The organism is Streptomyces lasiicapitis (genome assembly GCF_014646335.1).
GTDB lineage: Bacteria > Actinomycetota > Actinomycetes > Streptomycetales > Streptomycetaceae > Streptomyces > Streptomyces lasiicapitis.
Map to the genome: position 1 here is coordinate 60906 of NZ_BMNG01000012.1, position 21132 is coordinate 82037.

The following is a 21132-nucleotide window of genomic DNA, read 5'->3' on the forward strand; positions in this document are numbered from 1 at the left end:
ACCCGCCCTTTTAGCCCGTCCGGCGTTTGAGGACGAGGCCGTCCAGGCCGACAGCGGGGGTCCAGGGGGCGGCAGCCCCCTGGTTACGGGAAAGGGGCGGGACTGGGGCGCCCCGCGAGGGCCCCGACCTCAGCGGGGAAGCTGAGGGTCGTCCGGGCCACCGCCCGGCCCCCGCGGGCCCGCGGAAGGCCCGTCCTCGCGGATCACCTCGCCCTGGACCACCTTCCCGTCGGGACGGTGGATGCGGGACTGCTGGAAGGCGTCCCCGAACCCGCCGGGCGCAGCCGCCGCGGCCTCGCGCACCTTCCGCTCGAAGGCCCGCTCCGCACCACGGCTGAGCACCTTCTGAAGCGGCGGCACCAGCAGAAGCAGACCCAGCAGGTCCGAGATCAGCCCGGGCAGGATCAGCAGCAGCCCGCCGAGCATCGTGAGGGCACTGCCGCCCCCGGCCTCCGGCGCGGGCGCGACACCGCTCTGCTGCTGTTGCAGCGCCTCGCTCAGGTTCTTGAAGGCACGGCGCCCGGCCCGCTTGATGACGAAGGAGCCGAGCACAAGCCCGCCCACGAGCAGCAGGAACACCATCAGGCCGCTGCTGGCACCCGCGACGACCGTCAGCAGCCAGATCTCCAGGACCAGCCACGCGGCGATGGAGAGCGGCAGGAACCTGAGGACGCGCGAACGCCGGGGCCGGGCGGGCTGGGTGGGAGGCGGTGTGCCAGTCGTCATGCTCCCAGTGTGCCTGGGCCCGCCTCAGACCGGCATAAGCGGGTGATCAAAACCGAAGGTCAGAGAGACCAGAGGTCAGAGAGACCAGAGGTCAGAGGGACCGGAGGTCAGAGGGGCACGAGCGTCACGACGACGGTCTGCGGCCCAGGACCCTGCCGACCCGCTCCCCCACGCCCCACGCCGTGACCCGCCACAGCGCCTCCGCGACGATGTCGCGGCTCATCTTGCTGTCGCCCAGCTCCCGCTCGACGAAGGTGATGGGCACCTCCACGACGTGGTAGCCCGCCTTGATGGCACGGCGCGCCAGGTCGACCTGGAAGCAGTAGCCCTGGGAGGCCACGTCGCTGAGGCCGAGGCCTTCGAGGGTCTCGCGGCGGAAGGCGCGGTAGCCACCGGTGACGTCGCGGACCGGCACGTCGAGGAGCAGCCGGGAGTAGGTGCTGCCGCCGCGGGAGAGGAACTCGCGGGACTTGGGCCAGTTGACGACCCGTCCGCCCGGCACCCAGCGCGAGCCGAGCACGAGGTCGGCGCCCTTGAGGGCGGTGAGCAGGCGCGGCAGCTCCTCGGGCTGGTGGGAGCCGTCGGCGTCCATCTCCACGAGGACTCCGTAGCCGTGCTCCAGGCCCCAGGTGAAGCCCGCGAGGTAGGCGGCGCCGAGGCCTTCCTTGCCCTTGCGGTGCAGCACGTGGACCTGGTCGTCCTCGGCCGCGACCTCGTCGGCGATCTTTCCGGTGCCGTCGGGGCTGTTGTCGTCGGCGACGAGGACGTGCGCCTCGGGCACGGCGGTACGCACCCGGCCGACGATCGCCTGGATGTTCTCCGCCTCGTTGTAGGTCGGGATGATCACCAAGGCCTGGCCGAGCGGGCCGAACTGCCGCTCCGCGTCCGCTGCTTCGCTGATCCCGCCGCCGTTGCTCACTACTGCCCCTTCGTTCGTACGCAGGGGACCACCATAGTGGGCCGGGCCTGGGGTGTTGCGACGCCACGGACCTCGGCCGTCGCACAGCGGCGATCCTGCGGATCGGGCCCGGCGCCCTTCGGGCCGGCCTGGGACCCGCTGGCTGCGGATCGACCGAGAGCCGTTGTCTACTGAGCGTCCGGGCCCCACCCGGGTCGCACCTCCCCCGTGCTCCGGGGAGCAGGAGGGACGACCCCCTTCCGGCGGATGCGTTCCCGCGTGCGTGCGTCGTGGGCGCTGGACCTGGCTCCCAGTGGCGGTGTGCCGGGATGGCGCACCGCCCGTGATCCAGCGGCGGTCGACGGCTGTGCGCGGGTTCGCCGGTCGGACGTCCTGTGGTGGACGCGGCCGAAACTACCCGTCGACGGAGGCCGTCTGTCAATAGCCGTTTGACCTGCGATCTTTGTGCAGATCAGCAGGTCAGTGGCCAGGACTCGCAGGTCGCGCGACGCGCCGTGTGGCCCCGTTCGGAGCCGCGCCGCTGCGCTACATCACTCGTTAGGCCGTACGAATACGGGCTGTCCGCCGACCACGGTCCGCAGGCAGACGGGCAGTTCCGCGCCGGGCGTGAGGTCGGGCAGGCCGGGGGTGCCGGAGCGCGGGTCGGTGGACCAGCGGGCGACCCGGTCGTCGGGTGCCTGGACGAGGAGCTCGCCGGTGCGCCACACGGCGTAGTCGGCCGGTGCGCCGGGCACCAGGACGCCCGCGTCGTCGCGTCCGACGGCCCGCCAGCCGCCGCGCGTGTGGGCGGTGAACGCCGCGCGCACGGACACGCGGTGCGCGGGCGTGCGGTGGAAGGCGGCAGCGCGGACGGTGCCCCAGGGGTCGAGGGGCGTCACCGGGCTGTCGGAGCCGAAGGCCAGCGGTACGCCGGCGCGCAGCAGGGCCGCGTACGGATTGAGGGTGCGGGCCCGCTCGGCGCCCAGGCGCTGGACGTACATGCCGTCCTCGCCGCCCCACAGCGCGTCGAAGGCGGGCTGCACGGACGCGGTGAGGCCGAGCTCGGCGAACGCGGCGATCGTCTCGGGGGTGAGCATCTCGGCGTGCTCGACGCGGTGCCGGGCGGCGCGCACACGGGCCAGGCCGACCTTCTCGGCGGCGGCGCGCACGCCGTCCACGACGGCCGTGACGGCGGCGTCGCCGATGGCGTGGAAACCGGCCTGGAGGCCCGCGTCCGCGCAGGCCTCGATGTGCGCGGCGACGTCGGCGGCGGACAGGTAGGAGTTGCCATGAACCCCGTCCCCGGCACCCTCAGCACCCCTGTCTGCGTAGCGCTCGCACAGCCACGCCGTGTGCGAGCCGAGCGCCCCGTCCACGAACAGGTCACCGGCCGCGCCCGCCGCGCCCAACTCCCGCGCGCGGGCCACCCCTTCGACGCCCTGCTCGGCCCAGTAACCGACGACACGCGGCCCGGCCTCCTCCTCGGCCAGGCGGAGCAGCGAGGTGAAGTCGTCCTCGCTGGAGATGGTGGGGCCCGCGCACTCATGGACCGAGCCGATGCCGAGGGACGCGGCGTGCCGGAGCGCGGCGCGCTGGGCGTCGGCCCGCTGCTGGGGCGTGACCGCCGCGTGCGCGGCGGCGCGCACGACGTGGTGGGCCTCGGCGGTCAGGGGCGCGTCGGCGTGGAAGCCCGCCGCGTCGGCCACCCCGGGGACGAGGTCGAGGAGCGCGGTGGTGGCGACGGCGGAGTGCACGTCGACGCGCGACAGGTAGAGCGGGCGGCCGCCGGCGGCCTCGTCGAGCTCCGCGCGCGTGGGCGGACGGCCGCCGGGCCAGCGGGCGGTGTCCCAGCCGTGGCCGAGCAGCACCCGGTCCCCCGGTCGGGCAGCGACGTGTTCGCGTACGAGAACAAGCGCTTCGTCGAGGCTCCGCGCGCCCGAAAGATCGAGCCCCGTGAGCGCGAGCCCGGTGGACGTCGTGTGCACATGGGCGTCGGTGAACGCCGGGGTGACCAGGGCCCCTTCGAGGTCGACCACCTCGTCGACACCCTCGGCGAACGCGTCGGCGGCACCCTCGGAGCCGACCCAGGCGACATGCCCCCGTTCGACGACCATCGCGGTCGCGAAGGGGTCGGCGGGACTGTGGACTTCTCCGCCGCGCAGCAGGACGGTGCGGTGTCCGCTTTCGGGGGTGATGCGCTCGCTCATGGGGAACAGTCTCGCGCCTGCCCGGGGGACGGCTGTTCGCGGGGTCCACGGGGTGCGGCTCACCCTCGCGGAGCACGGTCGGATCGGGTGCGGTCCGCCCCCGCGGAGCGGCCTCAGATGTGCGGCGGCCGCGCCTCGTACGGCGTCGAGAGGACCACCGTCGTGTGCGTGGAGACGCCCGCGAGCGTACGCAGCCTGGCCAGCAGGTTCTCCAGCTCGTGCGGGGTCGCTACGCGCACCTTGAGCAGGTAGTTCTCCGCGCCGGCGACGCTGTGGCAGGCCTCGATCTCGGGCACGGGGGCAAGCCGCTCGGCGATGTCGTCGGGGGCGCTGGGGTCGAACGGCTTCACCGCGATGAACGCCGTGAGCGGCAGGCCGACCGCCTCGGGGTCCACGACCGCCGCGTACCCCCGGATCACTCCTCGCTGCTCGAGACGGCGCACGCGCTGGTGCACCGCCGACGTGGACAGGCCCGTGGCCTTGCCCAGGTCGGTGTAGCTCATCCGCCCGTCCTTGACGAGCAGCTCCACGATCTGTCGGTCCAGCTCCTCCATGGCCCGAACCTACAGGCCTCTTGATCCTCATCGATACCTGAGCGACGCATGGGATGAGGCAGAACGGCGCCTCGGCCGCCCCGAGCGGAGTGGCACCTTCACGGGGCATGTGACGAACACCACAGACCTATAACCGTGTCCACCGGGCAGGAGCGATTACCCCCAGGGCGGGACGGGAAGTGCTTGCTGTGGTCGAGGCCGCAGTGCCTTGTCGGCCCACCCAAGGGGGAGATTCCCATGCAGAACCTGAAGCGCCCCGGTCGTTCCACGCGCCGCAAGCAGCAGCCCGTCGAGCTCGAGCCCGTACCGGAGGGCGTCGAACAGACCGACGCCGCCGACGAGCTCGACGCCTACGACACCTTCGAGATGTACCGCGTGCTCTGCCCGGACTGCGGGCAGCCCATCGCGCTCCTGGCGGACGAGGACAGCCTGCCCGAGCACGCGCTGTGCCCCACGCCGTGGAACCCGTTCGGGCTCACCGTCTGCGCGGGCACCGGCCGCGCGGCGTCCGAGGCGAAGGCCGCCGACGAGACCCTGGAGGCCCAGGAGCAGGACACCGCGCTGCTCCTGACGCTCCCTCAAGGGCTCGACTGGCGCACCCAGCCGTTCTCGCACGTGGGCGGCCCGGGGTCCCGCCCGATGCGGGTGCCCCAGCAGTCGCACCGCGCGGCCGCCTGAGGCATCACCCGAGGCAGACGCGCCGCCGGACGCCCGGCACCGGTCACCAGTAGCTGCCCTGCACCATCGCCGCGAGGCTGGCGTGGTGCAGGATCAGCGCGTCCGGGTCGTCCGGCACCGTCGCCTCCCCGAAGTGCACCTGCCGGTAGGCCACCCGCAGCATGACGACGGCGTGCCGCAGCGCGGCGTACAGCGTGTAGAACTCCATGTCGCGCGGCCGGTGCCCGGTGAGTTCGGCGTACCGCTCCTCGATGCGCTCGCGGCGCAGGAAGTCGGGCAGCCCGCTCTGCCCGAAGCTCACCGTGAGGTCCTGGAAGAACCGGTGCAGGTACACGGTCCAGCCGATGTCGACCTCGCGCGGGGCCAGGCACGCCATCTCCCAGTCGAGCACGGCGGCGGGTTCGAAGCCGTCGTAGATGACGTTGCCGATACGCGCGTCGCCCCAGTTGAGGACCGCCGCGCCCTCGTCGCGCGGCCACAGGTCCTCCAGTTTCGCGAAAGCGCTTTCAATGAGCGGGGAACGCGGCAGTCCGTCGACCACCCAGGCGTAGTAGGCGCGTTGGGACGCGACGTGCCGCCGCAGGGCGCCGCCCTCGCCCTCCAGCGCGAGGAATCCGGCCTCGGCGGCCGGGACTTGGTCGTGCAGCCGCGCGAGGACCCGGACCGTCGCGTCCTCCAGGTGCGCGCGCTCCGCGTCGCTCGCCTCGTACAGCCAATTGCCCTCGTACGTATAGGGCATGACGTCCGGCGGCACCCGCCCCGCGACCCGCTCCATGACGAAGAACGGCGCGCCGAGCGGTCCCGGATCCTCCTCCAGCCACAGCACGCGCGGCACCGGCACGTCGGTGTGCTCGGCCACCAGGCGCATGGTGCGGTGCTGGCGCGGCATGTCGTACACGGGGAAGATCGTGTACGCGGCCGGGTCCGCCGCGAGCCTCAACGCGCAGGCACGCAGCGGTGGTTGGGGGTGTTCGATGTCGAAGAGGAGCGTCTCGCTGGACATGCCGTTGGACTCCGGGACGGAGACGTCGACGGCCTTCGCGCCGGGCAGGTGTCCGCCGAGCCAGGCCGTGAGACGACGGGCGAGTTCCTCCGGTTCGCGGGTCGTGGTCCGAAGTCGGGGCTGCCGGGGTGCCGTTGCCATGTGCGTACTCCTGCCTCGGGGCGCGCGGCCGTTCAGGGCGCCACGGAACCGAATCCGGTGAAGCCGCTCGGGTCGTGGCGGCCGAACGTGCCGTGCTCGAAGATGCCGTGGCCTACGCGGCCGTCCAGGGTGAAGCGGGCCGCGTGGTCGATGACGCCGTACGCGGCGAGCGGGTGGGCGGCCGGGTCGGAGAGGTCGTAGGTGCGCCGGTCCACCCAGTCGCGGCCGCGCCAGGTGCCGTGCTGCCAGTCGTCGGCGGGCGGATAGCCGGCGCCGACGGCGAGCGGCAGGGAGGTGAGCGGCTCGACGCCGAGCTCCAGCGGCTTGCGGGTCTCGGGGTCGGTGAGGTGGACGACGGCGCGTGCGGGGTGGCGGGTGCCGGAGCGGTAGGTGATGTCGGCCTGGGGCCAGCCGAGTTGGCGGTCCGGGCGGCCGGGGCGGACGAGCGTCGCGTCGTTCAAGGTGCGGTAGCCGTCCGCGTCCTCCTGGGCGATGACCATCAGGAAGCGGTCGTCGAAGCGCACCGGGCACCAGATCCAGTGGAAGCCCTCGGTCGGGAACTCCTCGCCCATCCGGCCCCCTTCCTCGCCCGGAATGGGCCGCACGCCCCAGCTCCGGTCACGGGTCGCCGTCCACTCCCCCGCCGTCACTGCGATCTCCTCGCCCCCCGCGCGGATCACCCCCGCGCAGCCGCCCGCCTGCACGAAACGGCGGCCTTCGAGGGTGAGGCGGCCGCCGCGGCGCTGGGTGTGGTGCGGCTCCCACAGGGCCGGGAAGTCGGCGTTCCACTCGATGTCGTACGCGAGCGAGTCGGTGTCGTCCGGATCGGCCGCGCACGTCAGGCGCAGCCTGCGCAGCGGCTCCTCCACGGTGATGCGCAGCGGGCCCACGGACAGGTTCATCCGGTCATCGCCCAGGGCGTCCGAGGCGCGTACGGCGCGCAGCGTATCGCCGGTGCGGAGGGTGGCGTAGGCGTCGATGACCCCGGTGTTGGGGTAGACGCCGAGCCCGAGGATGAGCAGGGCACGGCCCCGATGGTCGAGCAGGTGGAAGATGCAGCGGTCGTAGGCGTTGCGGTCGCCGGTGGCGACGTGTTTCATCGACAGCGGCACCTGGTGGACGGGGTACTCGTCGAGCGGTACGGGACGGTCCTCCGGCACGGCACACCTCCCTGGGCGCGGGGTAACCGGCGCCGCCCGGTGTGCGGCGGGGCCCCGGCGCGGAGATGACGGTACGTCAGATGTCTTGCGGGGGCCATACACGTGTCAGGCCGGGGGCGACGGCTGTGTCAGGCCTGCCTGCGCCGGGCCAGGGGCCACGCCGCCTCACCCCGATTGCCGGCGGCGCCACGCACGCCTCACCCCGAGTGCCACCGGCGGCGCGGGCGCCGTGCGCCGTGTGCGCCGCGGCCGGACGGGGCATGAACGCACGCACGATTCGACCCGATGGTGACCTGGCCCTCGCGCCGCGCGTTGGCCCGGCATGACCACCCCCACACACGCTCCGGCCGGCCACCGCAGGCGCCCGCTCGCCCCCGCTCCTGCCACAGCAGAATCGGTTCCTCACCGGCCTCAGTACACCCACTACACACAGCCGCCGCAGTATTCACCACAGCCCCCGTACCCGCAGCAGACCCAGTCGGTCCCGCCCCCGCCCCAGCCCGTCCCGCAGCAGGACCCGCCCATCTACCGCGCCCTGCTGCGCCACTGGGCCGAGCGCGGCCGGACCCTGCCGGGACGCCACGACCCGGAGTGGGTCAGGCTCGCGGCGCCGCCCGTGCGCAGCGGCCAGTTCGGCGGGCACTACGGGACGGGCGGCGACGGCACGTTCGGGACGGGTGGGGACAACTCGTTCAGCACCGGCACGGACCCCCGCTTCGGCGCCGACCGGGACCGCCAGTTCGGTACGGACCGGGACCGTCAGTTCGGCACGGACCGGAGCCATTCGTTCAGCACGTCGCCGGGCCTGCCCACCGACTTCGGGACGGCCCCGGGGCTTTCCGCCGACCAGCGGCTCAGCGCGAGTCGGGCCCCGCGAGATGGCGGGCGATGACCATGCGCTGGATCTGATTCGTGCCCTCGACGATCTGCAGCACCTTGGCCTCGCGCATGTAGCGCTCGACCGGGAAGTCGGCGGTGTAGCCGTAGCCGCCGAGCACCTGCACGGCGTCCGTCGTGACCTTCATCGCGGTGTCCGTGCACAGCAACTTGGCCATCGCCGCCTCCTTGGAGAACGGCCTGCCCGCGTCCCGCAGCCGGGCCGCCGCGAGATACAGCGCCCGGCCCGCCTCGATCTGCGTCGCCATGTCCGCGAGCATGAAGCGCAGCCCCTGGAAGTCCGCGATCGGGCGTCCGAACTGCCGCCGCTCGGTCGCGTACCGAAGCGCCTCGGCGAGCGCCGCCTGAGCCACGCCGATCGCGCACGCCGCGATGCCGAGCCGCCCCGAGTCGAGCGCCGAGAGCGCGATCGCGAAGCCCTGCCCCTCGTCCCCGATGCGGCGCGCGTCCGGCACCCGTACGCCGTCGAAGTGGAGCTGCGCCGTCGGCGAGCCCTTCATGCCCATCTTCTTCTCCGGCGCCGCGGCCGCGAGCCCCTCGGCGTCGCCCGGCACCAGGAAGGCCGTGACGCCGCGCGCCCCCTCGCCGCCGGTGCGGGCCAGGACGGTGTAGAAGTCGGCGATGCCGCCGTGCGTGATCCACGCCTTCGTACCGGTGATGATCCAGTCGTCGCCGTCGCGCACCGCCTTGGTGCGCAGCGATGCGGCGTCGGATCCTGAGGACGGCTCGGACAGGCAGTAGGCGCCGAGCAGTCCGCCGCCGAGCATGTCGGGCAGGTGCTCGGTCTGCTGCTCCTTGGTGCCGTAGCCGGCCAGGCCGTGGCAGGCGAGGGAGTGCACGCTGACGCCGAGGCCGACGGTCAGGCGCGCGGCGGCGAGTTCCTCGAGGACCTGGAGATACACCTCGTACGGCTGGTCGCCGCCGCCGAACTCGGAGTCGTAGGCGAGGCCGAGCAGGCCCGACTCGGAGAGCAGGGTGAACAGTTCGCGCGGGAAGTGGCCGGCTTCCTCCTCCGCGGCCGCGTGCGGCGCGATCTCGCGCTGGATCAGCTCACGCACGAGCGCGAACAGATCCCGGGCCTCTTCGGTGGGCAGGTGACGCTCCACCGGCTGTGCGGCTCCCTCGGACATGGCGCTCTCCTCTCCCTGTAGGGCGCTTCAGCGGGCTCGCGCACGGGGTGTGGCGCCGCCGCCGGGGACACTGCCAAGCCGATGCTCCCCCTCCGGGTCGCGGAGGCGGCTGACCAGCGACTGTGGCGCGTTGAGTATGCCCGATCGGCGGCACGCCGTCACGGGTTCACGGACCGATCGGCTGATCTTCATCGACCCGTGTCCGGTCGGGCGGTACGGGCGCGGCAGCCCGCGGGAATTGGTCCGAACCATTGACGCAATGGTCTAGTCCTCCTAGAGTCCAGCGGCACAAGACGTCTTCGCGTTCATGCCAATTCAACGCGCGACTACGTGCAGGTCCGCACCACCCCCACTTGCTCCCCTCCCCCACGAGGAGAACAGCGATGCCAAGACCGTTCCGTCCCCGCGCCCGCCTCAAGGCGCTTCTGGCCACCGCCTGTTGTGCCGTACTCGGCGCGGGTCTGCTCGCCGGCGCGGGCACCGCCACGGCGGACCCGAACTCCGGCGTTCCCCGGGCGGCCGCCTCCGACGCCGACGCCAAGGCCGGCTCCCGTGTGGTCGGCTACTTCACCGAATGGGGCGTCTACGACCGGAATTACCACGTCAAGAACATCGACACCTCGGGCTCGGGCAGCAAGCTCACCCACATCAACTACGCCTTCGGCAACGTCCAGGGCGGCAAGTGCACGATGGGCGACAACTTCGCCGCCACCGAGAAGACGTACACCGCCGACCAGAGCGTCGACGGCGTCGCCGACACCTGGGACCAGCCCCTGCGCGGCAACTTCAACCAGCTGCGCGAGCTGAAGAAGAAGCACCCGAACATCAAGGTGCTCTGGTCCTTCGGCGGCTGGACCTGGTCGGGCGGCTTCACGCAGGCCGCGCAGAACCCGGCGGCGTTCGCCCAGTCCTGCTACGACCTGGTCGAGAACTCCAAGTGGGCCGACGTCTTCGACGGCATCGACATCGACTGGGAGTACCCCAACGCCTGCGGTCTGACCTGTGACACCAGCGGGCGGGCCGCGTACAAGAACCTGATGTCCGCGGTGCGGGCGAAGTTCGGCTCCAAGAACCTGGTGACGGCCGCCATCCCGGCCGACGCCTCGTCCGGCGGCAAGATCGACGCCGCGGACTACGCGGGCGCCGCCCAGTACGTCGACTGGTACAACCCGATGACGTACGACTTCTTCGGCGCCTGGGACGCCAAGGGACCGACGGCGCCGCACTCGCCGCTCAGCCCCTACTCCGGCATCCCGAAGGCCGAGTACCACTCGCAGGCGACGATCGCCAAGCTCAAGGGCCTCGGCATCCCCTCCGACAAGCTCCTGCTCGGCATCGGCTTCTACGGCCGCGGCTGGACCGGCGTCACGCAGAAGGAGCCGGGCGGCACCGCGACCGGCCCCGCGCAGGGCAAGTACGAGCAGGGCATCGACGACTACAAGGTCCTCAAGACCAAGTGCCCGGCCAACGGCACCGTCGGCGGGACCGCGTACGCCCACTGCGGCAACAACTGGTGGAGCTACGACACCCCGGCGACCATCGCCGGAAAGATGAACTACAAGAACCAGCAGGGCCTGGGAGGCACCTTCTTCTGGGAGCTCAGCGGCGACACCGGCAACGGTGAGCTGATCAAGGCCATCAAGTAGCAGTCGCCGTACGACAGTTATGGGGGGGCGGGAGCCGACGGGCTCCCGCCCCTTCGTCATGCGGCCGGCGGGGCGGGGAAGGCGGGCTCGAACTCCTCGATGACGCCCAGCGTCTCGCGCAGCATGCGCACCAGGTAGTCGCGCACGGTGTCGCGCTCCAGCTCCCGCGCCGCCCCGATCCAGTCCAGCGTGACGCCCTCCACGCTGCACAGCCAGCCGAGCAGCGCCGTGCGCACCAGGGCCGGGACGTCGCGCCGTCCGTACGCCCCGTCGGCGATCGTGCCGATCATGGCCTCGCGCACACCGTCGCGTATGGCGTGGACCTCCGCGTCGAAGCCGACGCCGCCGCTGACGATGGTGCGGTAGGCCGCCTGGTGGTGCTCGGCGTAGCGCAGATAGCCGTCGATGGTGCGGTGCACCCGCTCCGTGGGCGGGAGTTCGGTGCCGCTGCCCGCGCGTTCGACCAGGTCGGCGACGGAGTCCTCGATGATCGCGAGGTAGTAGCCGCGTTTGGACTTGAAGTAGTAGTAGATCAGCCCCTTGGCGACGCGCGCCTGTCTTGCGATGTCGTCCATCGACAGCGCGTCGTAGGACGTGTCGGCGAACAGCTTCCGGCCGATGACGATGAGTTCGGCGCGGCGCGCCACGGAGCGGTCGGTGCCGCGTGCCTGCGGGCGTTCGCCGTCGCGGGAACGATCGGTACCGCGCTGTTGACTATTATTCAATTTCGGCCCTAGTCTCCAACTGCCTCGGAATCAGCCGCAGTATGGCAGACCCACGTCGCCTGCCCGGACCGGCGCGAGACCCGAAGGCGCATCGCCACGCACTCCCCTTACGCACCGGAACGACGTACGGGAGGAAGACAGTGAGCACGGCGAAGAGAGCATTGCCCGAGGGCAGAACCAACTGGAAGAAGACGGCTGTCGTCGCGCTGCCCGCGGTCCTCGCGGTCGGCGCGATGGCGTCCGTGATGGCGGAGGGCGCGCTCGCCGCGTCCTTCGCGGTGTCCGGCACCAGTTTCCAGGTCTCGTCGGGGAAGCTGACCAGCCAGGGCCTCGCGAGCTATGTGCAGATCGACCGGGACGTCGACGGCAAGGGCCACCCCGTGGCGCTGCTCGGCATCGGCGACGCGACGCTGTCCGACATCTGTCAGGCGGCCGAGGTCAAGACCCCGATCGGCACGGTGGTGTTCAAGCTGACGGCGGGCGGCTCCGCGGGCAACGTCACCGCGAGCAGCCTCATCATCGACGGCGAGGACCTGGTGGGCGACGCCCGCTTCGGGACCGCGCAGATCGGCCGGGACGCCTCGACGCTGGACGAGGTGCCCGGGGTCAAGGGCGACAAGGGCAAGTTCGGGCTCCAGGCCGGGGACATCGAGGTGGCCAAGGTCCGCTCCCACGCCTGGTCGGCCACCGGCGGGAACTTCCGCCTCAAAGGCATGAAGGTCGACGTCAGCCTCGGCGGCAAGAAGTGCTTCTGAGCGGCCCTGCCACCCCGCGCGCCGGGGGCTGGCTCGACGAACGCCTTCCGCTGCGGGACCTGCGGCGCGTCCTGCGCAAGTGGCGGCGCACCCGGCCCTTCTGGGGCGGTCTGCTGCTGATCCTGGGCGGGGCCGAGCTGCTGCTCGTGCCGCTGTCGCCGCTGACGGTCCTGGTGAGTCTCGGGATCGGCGGGATCGCCGCGATCGGCATCGGGATCGCACTGATGGCCGCCGGGTTGTTCCTGTGGCTGCTGCCGCACACACACCACTATGTGTCCGTCAACGCCCTGATCCTGTCGGTGCTCTCGTTCGCGGCGACGAATCTCGGCGGGTTCCTGATCGGCATGCTGCTCGGGATCGTGGGCAGCGCGATGGGCTTCGGCTGGACGCCCGTCCCGGACGACGACCAGGAGGCGGCCGGGCGGCCGAGGGTGCGCGACGGGCAGGGCACGCGGACGCTTGCCGTACTCCTGCCGGTGGTGCTCGCCGGGGCGGTGCTGTGGGGCGCCGTCCCGGCGCGGGCGGCGCCCGGGGACGACGCGGTCGTGGCGGCCCGGACGCCGCCGACGATCACGACGACGCTGTTCGCGCCGCAGGGCTTCATCGTCGCGGGCGTCACCGACGTCCCCACCGCCGATGGCCCGCTGAAGGTGATGGTGCTGCGCATGAAGGCGGCCTCGCTCACCGACTACCGCCTCACGACCCGCGACGGCAGCCGTGAACTCACCCTGGGCGCCGACACCTTGGACCTCAGCGGCCAGGTCACGCTCTATCTGACCAAGTTCAAGGGCTGCATCGAGGGCATCCTCTGTCTGACCTTCACGCCGGACAAGCTGCCGGTGCCGCCGCTCGTCCCGCCGTTCGTCTTCATGACGGAGGTCAGCGCCGAGCAGGCGCTCGTCACCTCCGACTCGATCGTCGCGGGCGGGCTGAAGCTGGGGGCGCGGGCGTGACCCGGGCAGCCTGGCCCCCGTGATCCGGAAGGGAGCGCCGCCGTGATCCAGATTCAGGCCGCGCTGTTCTGGGCGTACGCGGCGGGCGCGACGTTCGCGCTCGCCGCGGGCCGCCAGCTCCAGGTGTGGGAGCGGATCAACGCGGGCGAGGGCCCGCGCACCCGCAGCCGCGCCGCCAACCCCTATCTGGCGCTGACGGTCCTGTTCGCGGCCGTCCTGATGGTGCCGACCGGCCTGTTCGTCCTCTGGCAGAACCCGTCGTGGGCGACCATGCACGTGGCCGGCGGCCACGACGACGTGTGGGCGGGCTTCGTCCTGTTCTACGCGGGCGGGATCCCCGTCGCCGCGGTCCTCGGGTTCCTCGCGGCCCAGACGCTGGTGCTGGTGGGCGCCGGGTACTGGGCGTACCTGCAGTGCGTGGGCGGCTACTTCCTGCTGTTCGGCACGCTCGTGCACGGGTGGGACGGCAGCGGCTACGAACGGTTCCTGTCCCCGGGCGCGCGCGACTGGGCGGACTGGCCGCAGGACAGCGTCGTCAACAACGCCCTGGACTTCCTGACGTCCGGCACGTTCCTCGCGCTGCTCGTCTTCGGCGCCGCCGTCATCGGGACGATGCTGATGACGGAGATCGGCTGGCTCATGGAGGGCTGGTCGCTGCCCGGCGCGGACGAGGACCGCAAGGTCCACCGCGTGCTCGCGATCGCCATCGCGGGTGCCGGGGTGTACGGCCTGCCGTTCCTCGGCGCGGTCACCGCGAGCGCGCTGGTGCGGCTGCTCGGCGGGTGGCTGGGGCTGCCGCTGTTCGCGGTGCTCGCGGGTGTCGTACTGCTGCCGGGGCGGTCGCCGGTGCGGCGGCTGTACGGCCTGGTGGGGGTGCCGCACCGGCATTGGCGGGCGGATCTCGACCTGACGGAGGGGTCCGGCTCGGCTGTGTCCGGACCCGGCTCACCGGGCCAGGGCTCACCTGGTCCCGGCGGTGAGACTCAGGTCACAGAAGGCCGGTCTGGCTGACCAGCATCGCGAGAACGACGACGAGGGTCCAGCCTGCGAGGTGCTCCAGGACGTTCGGTCCGTCCTTGGGGCCGCCGGTGCGGGCCTTGGGGCGGGCGGCGGCGGCAGAGGTCGCGGCGGTCGCTGAGGTCGCGGTCATATGGCTTCTCGCTGACGTTCTTCGGCGGCGCTCGGCCTCCCCCGGCCGCGCCGACAGTGGACATTCCCCCCACTGGCTCCTCCCACCATGCCAGCCGTACCCGGAATCGTGGGCGAGACGTTGGTCACCCATGACCACAACTGCGGCGGATCGCCGTGCGTCTAAGACGGCGTACGTCCGCGCAGCATCCGACCGAAAGGTTTCCGATGAGCACGATCAGGACGCCCCGCCGCAGGAACCGCAGAGCAGGGCTCGCCCTCGCGGCGGCCGTGACGGCGGCGGCCGCCCTCACCGGACCGGTCTCGTACGCCACTCCCGCGGCAGCGGAGAAGCCCACGCCCGGGGCTCCCGGGCTCGGCGACCCGATGTTCCCCCTCGACGGCAACGGCGGATACACCGTCGACCGCTACTACCTGGACTTCGACTGGCAGGCCCCGAAGACCCCCTTCGGCGCGTCGGCCACCATCAAGGCCACCGCCACCCAGTCCCTGTCCCGCTTCAACCTCGACTTCGGCGGCAACACCCTGCACGCGGTCACCGTCGACGGCAAGGCGGCCGGCACCGCGCGCGAGGGCGACGAGCTGACGGTCACGCCCAAGTCGCCCATCGCCAAGGGCCGTTCGTTCACCGTCAAGGTCACGTACACCGCCGACCCCACCCAGACCAGGCACCGCGACGACGCCATCGAGGACTACGGCTGGATCCCCACGCCCGACGGCACGGTCGTCTACCCGCAGCCCAACGGCGCCCGCCTGATCTTCCCCGCCAACGACCACCCGAGCCAGCGCGCGCCCATCACCTTCCGCATCACCACGCCGAAGGACCTGACGGCCGTCGCCAACGGCAAGCTGACCGGCAAGGCCGAGGTGGCCGGGGACCGGGTGCGCTGGACGTACGACTCCGAGCAGCCGCTCTCCACCCAGCTCGTGCAGCTCGCCGTCGGCAAGTTCACGATGGTCGACAGCACGGGGCCCGGCGGCCTGCCGCTGCGCGACATCGTCCCGGACGCGCTGGTCGAGCCGACCGCGAAGTACCGCAAGCTCACCCCCGACCATGTGGCGTGGCTGGAGAAGAAGCTCGGCAAGTACCCCTTCGACCGCTACGGCATCCTCGTCGGCGACACCGACCTGGGCGTCGCCCTGGAGACCCAGACCCTGTCGCTCGTCCCCAAGGCCGACCTGCTCGGCACGCAGGTCGACGCCGAGCGGAACCTGGTGCACGAGCTGACCCACCAGTGGTTCGGCGACAGCGTCGCCCTGGAGAGCTGGTCCGACCTGTGGGTCAGCGAGGGCCACGCCCGCTTCTACGAGCGCCTGTACTCCGAGGAGCACGGCGGCGACAGCTTCGAGGCCGCCATGAAGGCCGCGTACAAGGCGCACGACCAGTGGCGCCGCGACTTCGGCGCGCCCGCTGAGCCCACCGAGCCGAACCTCTTCAAGCGCATGCGCTACGACGGCTCGACACTCGTCCTGTACGCGCTGCGCGAGAAGGTCGGCGACGCCACCTTCCAGAAGATCGAGCGGGCCTGGGTCAGCAAGTACCGCGGCAAGACCGCGAGCACCCAGGACTACATCGACCTGGCGTCGAAGGTCTCCGGCGAGGACCTGGCGGGCTTCCTCAAGCCCTGGCTGTACGGCCCGAAGACCCCGCCGATGCCGGGGCACCCGGACTGGGTGGTGGATCCGGCTACCTGAGAGATCCGGATCTGAGCGACCTGGGCAAGGGGCCCCGTCTCATCGAGAACGGGACGGGGCCCTCCCCTCAGCGCACGCCGACAGCGGCCAGCGCGCGGGCCTGCTCCTTCGTCGGTGTCACGGGGAAGTACAGATAACAGACCCCGCCCGTCCCGGACACCACCGTGCCCTGGGAGTTCTTGCGCTTGGTGCGCAGCCAGATGTTCTCCCACTCGCGCCGCTTGTAGACGCGGCGCACCGCCGGATTGCTGGGCGACGCCGGGTCGTTGGCGATCACGTCGCCGCTCTCGGTGAAGCCGACGACGGTCATCAGATGGCCCGCGGTGCCGTAACCGGCGCCGGTCAGCTCCTCCTTGAGGAAGGACTGCGACGTGATGGCCGGGATGCCCGCGCGGATCAGCGTCTCGAGCTCGGTGAGCGAGCCGAGCCGGGTGACGACGGCCTGCATGTCCTTGTACGTGGCCGCGTACGCGGCGTTGAACGGCCAGTTGCCGCAGCCGCCGTACTGGTAGTCGTAGGTGAAGCGGGCCGCGTGGCACACCTGCGGGTCGGCGAAGGCCGGGTCGACCCAGGCCAGGTCGTCCGCCGTGGGCCTGCGCCCCCAGTACTCGAGGATCATCTGCGACGACGTGGGGCTGCACCAGGCCTCGCCGCCGTTGTCGTACTCCGGGTACTGCCCCTTGTGGATCTCCTGCGAGTAGCGCGGCACCTTCAGCTCCTTGGCGAGCCCCGGCTCGGAGGCCGGCACCGTGAAGCGGTCGGGAACCGCGGAGGCCATCGCGCCGAGCCGCCACACCGTGGGCGTGACCGCGCTGCCCGGCTTGCGGTACAGCGTCAGACGCAGCCGGTACGAGACCACGCGCAGGCCGCTCGCGGTGTCGTCGACGGACAGGGTGTCCGTCCAGACGCTCGTCTTGCCGTCGCTCTGGTCGTCCACCGACGTCCGCCTTATGACGGCGGCCTGCGCCTCCTGCCGGTCGTCGCCCGAGTTCCAGCGGCCGAGGACGTACCAGGGGGAGGTGGCGCCGTCGGAGTACGTGGCCTCCAGGTCGACCTGGATCCAGGTCCCGGTGGGGGTGCGGGCGTTCCAGGAGGCGATGACCTCCGTGGCGGGCACGGCGCCGCGGTGCGCGGGGCCGGTCCACCGGGCGTACTCCCAGGTGGTGGCCTTGCCGGTGTGCGGGTCGGTGTAGTCGAGGGTGCCGGCCGGGGTGGCGATCTCCACGCCGGGGCGGCCCTTGGGGACGGTGCGGGTGCCGCTCGCCGTTCCGGCGCTCCAGTCCTTGCGGGAGGTCCAGAAGCGGTTGTCCACGAGGCGGTCGGCGCGGCGCGTGCGGCGGCGGGCCGCGGGAGTGGCCCCCGTGGGGGACGTAGTGGCTGCCGTGGCCACTGTGGCTGTTGTGGCCGCGACGGCGGCCACCGCCGCGGCGCCCGCCGCCGTGGCGAGGAGTCTTCTGCGGGACATGTCTTCAGCTCGGTCCATGGACGGGAACCCCCGGTCGATGGTTTCCGGCCGCAGCCGGACGGTGATGGTCAGGTACACGACAGTGCGCCAACTATGGCCGGTCGCCGACGGGTTCTGCCAGCGCTCCGACCCTGACGGCGCCCACCAATATTGGCCTTCACCACTGGTATGACCTGGGACGGCGCGCTGAACCGCGCACAAGGGGCGCGAACGGCCCCTGCGCGCCCCCGGCCCGTAGGCTGACCGGCGATGACCGATACGCACCGCCCCGCGCCCCTCCCGGACCCCACCCCCCTCCCCCGCCTCGCCCGCGCCCTGAGCCGCCTGTCACCGTCCTGCGGACCCGTCCGGCTCGTCGCCGTCGACGGACACGCGGGCTCCGGCAAGTCGACCTTCACCACGCGACTGGCCGAAGCGCTCGGCGGAGCACCGGTGCTGCGGCTCGACGACATCGCCAGCCACGCCGAGCTGTTCGACTGGACGGAGCGGCTGCGGCGGCAGGTCGTCGAGCCCCTGACCCGCGGCGAAACGGCGCACTACGCGGCGTACGACTGGCACGCACGCCGCTTCGGTCCTGCCGACCGCCCCCTGCCGGCCGACCCCGTGGTCCTGTTGGAGGGTGTCGGCGCGGGCCGCCGGATGCTACGGCCGTTCCTGGCGGGGCTGCTGTGGATGGACCTGCCCCGCGAGGCGTCCTGGGCCCGCGGGCGCCGACGCGACGGAGAGGCACTGAGCGGCTTCTGGGACGGCTGGGAGGCCGCCGAGCGGCGCCATTTCGCCGAAGACCCGTCCCGCCCCTTCGCCCAGGTGCTCGTACGAGAGTTGCGGGAGGGATACGAGGTGCTGGAGGGGCCCGACGGGACGGCAGCACTGACCCAAATCGTCACTCAGGGTGAAGGTCCGTCGGCAGTGCGCTGAACCCTCACAGCCCTCCTTCCGGACCGCGTGGCCAGTTTCCGCGAGTGCCCCAACTCTGCTTGACCGAGGGGCCTTACAGGACTTACGTTCTCAATGTGCGGCCTTTCGGGTCGCCCACAGACGCGAAGCCCCCGGTTGTTCCCCCGTGATCGGGGGCTTCGTTCTGCCCTTCACCCCTCCGCTTCGGACGCCACGAGCCGCCGATCGCTCACCCTGGGTCACCATCGGGCCCCTCCCTGCCCTCGGCTCCTCCGGGCCCGCGCGCGCCCACATCGGCGATCCAAACGCCGCCGCACCCTACGGCCGGACGCTCCCACGCAGGTACGATGCATCTCGGTGCGAATTCGGACGACTGCTACGGCGCACCGAGTCAACTCCCGTCCGCAGCACGGCGGTTCAGCTCAGTTGCCGGCGGGCACCGGCCCGGTGGTACACAAACGGGGGCACGGTTTGTGGGGGACGTGATGGACTTCGGCACGCAGGGCGCCACCGCCCCGGCCGACCTCGCCTGGCTGCGGGGGGTCGACGCCTACACGATGGGCGCCTATCCGCAGGCCGAGGAGGAGTTCCGGGCCGCGGTGCGCATGGACCCGGGGATGGCCGACGGCTGGCTCGGGCTGCACGCACTGCGCATCGACACGACGACGGCGCTCCTGCGGATGTTCCAGCACCGCGACCGCTTCGGCGAACAGCGCGCCCGGCACGTGCGCACCCTCAACTCCTGGTACTGGCTCGGCTGGTGGGTGCAGCCCGTCCTGGAGTCCACCCGCGACCTGCTGCTCGCGCACGCCTCGCACTGGCTGGACGGCCGCCATGTGCCCGAGCTGGACCGGGCACTCGCCGGACTGCCGCCCGTCGACGCCGACGTGCAGGTGCGCTTCCTGCACGCCTGCCGCGCCTATCTGGTCAAGGACTGGGAGCAGTTGGTGCGGCACACCGACCCGCTCATCGACGACGCGATGCTCGGCATCGAGGCGGGCCTCTTCGGCGGCATGGCACGGGTGCGCCTGGAGATGTACGGACAGGCCGAACCGCTGCTCTCCGCCGCCCTGATGCGCTGCCGCAGCGAACAGCCGCAGCGCAAGGAACTGCGCTACTGGCTCGCCCGCGCGCACGAGGGCACCGGCCGCTCGGCCGCCGCCCTGCCCCTGTACCGCGCGGTGCACCGCGTCGACCCCGCCTTCATGGACACCTCCGCGCGCCTCGACGCGATCGCCGAGGGCGACGGCTACGACGAAGGCACCGACCTGGCCGCGATCTCCCTCACCGGCATCGGTCAGGACGCACTCGACGGACCCGACGGCGTGGACGCCCTGTTCGGCGCCGAGGGCCGCGACCTGAAGGTCACCGAGCCCGAACTGCCGCCCGGCGGCGGCCCGTCCGAGGCCGACACGGTGCGCGAGAAGGCCGTCATCCCGATCAAGCCCGCTCCCCCGCAGCTCCCGCCGGGACCCACCGACCCCGCCCTCCTGGAGCAGGCGCTCGCCGAACTGGAGCGCATGGTCGGCCTCGAACCCGTCAAACGCCAGGTCAAGGCGTTGTCCGCGCAGCTCAACATGGCGCGCCTGCGGGCCGCGCAGGGCCTTCCGGTGCAACCGCCGAAACGACACTTCGTCTTCTCAGGACCCTCCGGCACCGGCAAGACCACCGTGGCCCGGATCCTCGGCCGGGTCTTCTACGCCCTCGGACTGCTCGGCGGCGACCACCTCGTCGAGGCCCAGCGGGCCGATCTCGTCGGCGAGTACCTGGGCCAGACCGCCGTGAAGGCCAACGAACTCATCGACTCGGCGATCGGCGGCGTCCTCTTCGTCGACGAGGCGTACTCCCTCTCCAACTCCGGCTACGGCAAGGGCGACGCGTACGGCGACGAGGCCCTCCAGGTGCTCCTCAAGCGCGCCGAGGACAACCGCGACCACCTCGTGGTGATCCTCGCCGGGTACCCCGAGGGCATGGACCGGCTGCTCGCCGCCAACCCCGGACTCTCCTCCCGCTTCACGACCCGCGTCGACTTCCCCTCGTACCGACCCCTCGAACTCACCGCCATCGGCGAGGTCCTCGCCGCCGAGAACGGCGACGTGTGGGACGAGGAGGCGCTCGACGAACTGCGCTCCATCAGCGGGCACGTGGTCGACCAGTCGTGGATCGACGAGCTGGGCAACGGAAGGTTCCTGCGCACGCTGTACGAGAAGAGCTGCGCCTACCGGGACCTGCGGCTCTCCGGGTATCCCGGGGCGCCGACCAGGGCCGACCTGTCGACGCTGCGGCTGCCGGATCTGATGCAGGCGTACGGGGAGGTCCTCTCGGGGAGGGGACCGACCGACCCTTCGGGGATCTGAGCCACGCCCTCTCCGGGGATCTGAGCCACGCCCTCTCCGGGGATCTGAGCCGCACCACCCGAGCGCAGCCGGAGCCGCCGGGCCGATTTGTCATCC

19 protein-coding genes are annotated in these 21132 nt (G+C 71.9%); 9 read left to right on the top strand and 10 right to left on the bottom strand.

Translation table 11 applies throughout. The features are described 5' to 3' along the window. Positions 1-129: 129 nt before the first annotated feature. The 4 genes from fxsA to IEY91_RS25680 form a co-directional block, all read right to left on the bottom strand. Complete coding sequence (fxsA, locus tag IEY91_RS25665) at positions 130-726, bottom strand: FxsA family membrane protein (RefSeq protein WP_189175862.1); 597 nt, start codon at positions 724-726, stop codon at positions 130-132. A gap of 124 nt (positions 727-850) precedes the next feature. Then, complete coding sequence (locus tag IEY91_RS25670; protein WP_164326473.1) at positions 851-1645, bottom strand: polyprenol monophosphomannose synthase; 795 nt, start codon at positions 1643-1645, stop codon at positions 851-853. 530 nt (positions 1646-2175) lie between these two features. After that, positions 2176-3831, bottom strand: a complete 1656-nt coding sequence (locus tag IEY91_RS25675; RefSeq protein WP_189175863.1) for an amidohydrolase — start codon at positions 3829-3831, stop codon at positions 2176-2178. Positions 3832-3944: 113 nt separating this feature from the next. Then, on the bottom strand, positions 3945-4385 hold the full coding sequence (locus IEY91_RS25680; protein WP_016642637.1) for an Lrp/AsnC family transcriptional regulator: 441 nt from the start codon (positions 4383-4385) through the stop codon (positions 3945-3947). A 237-nt stretch (positions 4386-4622) separates the two neighbouring features. On the opposite strand from IEY91_RS25680, the gene IEY91_RS25685 reads away from it, so the two are divergent. Continuing rightward, a complete protein-coding gene (locus IEY91_RS25685) occupies positions 4623-5063 on the top strand; it encodes a hypothetical protein (protein WP_164326471.1) in 441 nt (146 codons plus the stop codon). 43 nt (positions 5064-5106) lie between these two features. Here the strand turns inward: IEY91_RS25685 and IEY91_RS25690 are convergent, their stop codons facing one another. Both IEY91_RS25690 and IEY91_RS25695 read right to left on the bottom strand, forming a co-directional pair. Beyond that, entirely contained in the window at positions 5107-6207 is a 1101-nt protein-coding gene (locus IEY91_RS25690; RefSeq protein WP_164326470.1) for a phosphotransferase family protein, read from the bottom strand. Positions 6208-6239: 32 nt separating this feature from the next. Then, complete coding sequence (locus IEY91_RS25695) at positions 6240-7367, bottom strand: Rv3169 family protein (protein WP_189175864.1); 1128 nt, start codon at positions 7365-7367, stop codon at positions 6240-6242. A gap of 322 nt (positions 7368-7689) precedes the next feature. Here IEY91_RS25695 and IEY91_RS25700 point away from each other — a divergent pair, with 322 nt between their 5' ends. Beyond that, entirely contained in the window at positions 7690-8259 is a 570-nt protein-coding gene (locus IEY91_RS25700) for a hypothetical protein (RefSeq protein ID WP_189176031.1), read from the top strand. On the opposite strand, the gene IEY91_RS25705 is transcribed toward IEY91_RS25700, so the two are convergent. Further along, positions 8222-9394, bottom strand: coding sequence for an acyl-CoA dehydrogenase family protein (locus tag IEY91_RS25705; RefSeq protein WP_164326468.1), 1173 nt, complete (start codon positions 9392-9394; stop codon positions 8222-8224). The two genes, IEY91_RS25700 and IEY91_RS25705, sit on opposite strands and share 38 nt — an antisense overlap. Before the next feature lie 383 nt (positions 9395-9777). On the opposite strand from IEY91_RS25705, the gene IEY91_RS25710 reads away from it, so the two are divergent. Beyond that, positions 9778-11040 (top strand): glycoside hydrolase family 18 protein, encoded by a 1263-nt coding sequence (locus tag IEY91_RS25710; RefSeq protein ID WP_189175865.1) that lies wholly within the window; start codon positions 9778-9780, stop codon positions 11038-11040. A gap of 56 nt (positions 11041-11096) precedes the next feature. Here IEY91_RS25710 and IEY91_RS25715 read toward each other — a convergent pair whose 3' ends face one another. Beyond that, a complete protein-coding gene (locus tag IEY91_RS25715) occupies positions 11097-11765 on the bottom strand; it encodes a TetR/AcrR family transcriptional regulator (protein ID WP_164326466.1) in 669 nt (222 codons plus the stop codon). A 140-nt stretch (positions 11766-11905) separates the two neighbouring features. On the opposite strand from IEY91_RS25715, the gene IEY91_RS25720 reads away from it, so the two are divergent. Genes IEY91_RS25720 through IEY91_RS25730 form a run of 3 tightly spaced genes read left to right on the top strand, consistent with a single transcriptional unit; the run spans position 11906 to position 14484 of the window. Then, positions 11906-12520, top strand: coding sequence for a DUF6230 family protein (locus IEY91_RS25720; protein WP_164326465.1), 615 nt, complete (start codon positions 11906-11908; stop codon positions 12518-12520). Then, a complete protein-coding gene (locus IEY91_RS25725) occupies positions 12511-13473 on the top strand; it encodes a DUF6114 domain-containing protein (protein ID WP_189175866.1) in 963 nt (320 codons plus the stop codon). The genes IEY91_RS25720 and IEY91_RS25725 overlap by 10 nt, the downstream gene beginning before the upstream one ends. 42 nt (positions 13474-13515) lie before the next feature. Further along, a complete protein-coding gene (locus tag IEY91_RS25730; RefSeq protein ID WP_189175867.1) occupies positions 13516-14484 on the top strand; it encodes a hypothetical protein in 969 nt (322 codons plus the stop codon). Here the strand turns inward: IEY91_RS25730 and IEY91_RS25735 are convergent. Beyond that, entirely contained in the window at positions 14462-14623 is a 162-nt protein-coding gene (locus IEY91_RS25735) for an SCO1431 family membrane protein (RefSeq protein ID WP_164326463.1), read from the bottom strand. The genes IEY91_RS25730 and IEY91_RS25735 overlap by 23 nt on opposite strands. 206 nt (positions 14624-14829) lie before the next feature. On the opposite strand from IEY91_RS25735, the gene IEY91_RS25740 reads away from it, so the two are divergent. Next, entirely contained in the window at positions 14830-16317 is a 1488-nt protein-coding gene (locus IEY91_RS25740; RefSeq protein ID WP_189175868.1) for a M1 family metallopeptidase, read from the top strand. 67 nt (positions 16318-16384) lie between these two features. Here IEY91_RS25740 and IEY91_RS25745 read toward each other — a convergent pair whose 3' ends face one another. Beyond that, positions 16385-17800, bottom strand: coding sequence for a C39 family peptidase (locus IEY91_RS25745; RefSeq protein ID WP_189175869.1), 1416 nt, complete (start codon positions 17798-17800; stop codon positions 16385-16387). Between the two features lie 231 nt (positions 17801-18031). Between IEY91_RS25745 and IEY91_RS25750 the strand changes: the two genes are divergently transcribed. Both IEY91_RS25750 and IEY91_RS25755 read left to right on the top strand, forming a co-directional pair. Next, a complete protein-coding gene (locus tag IEY91_RS25750) occupies positions 18032-18700 on the top strand; it encodes a uridine kinase family protein (protein ID WP_189175870.1) in 669 nt (222 codons plus the stop codon). Between the two features lie 464 nt (positions 18701-19164). Then, positions 19165-21036 carry an AAA family ATPase gene (locus tag IEY91_RS25755; RefSeq protein ID WP_189175871.1) on the top strand — a complete coding sequence of 624 codons (1872 nt, stop codon included), beginning with the start codon at positions 19165-19167 and terminating at the stop codon, positions 21034-21036. The last annotated feature ends 96 nt before the right edge of the window (positions 21037-21132 follow it).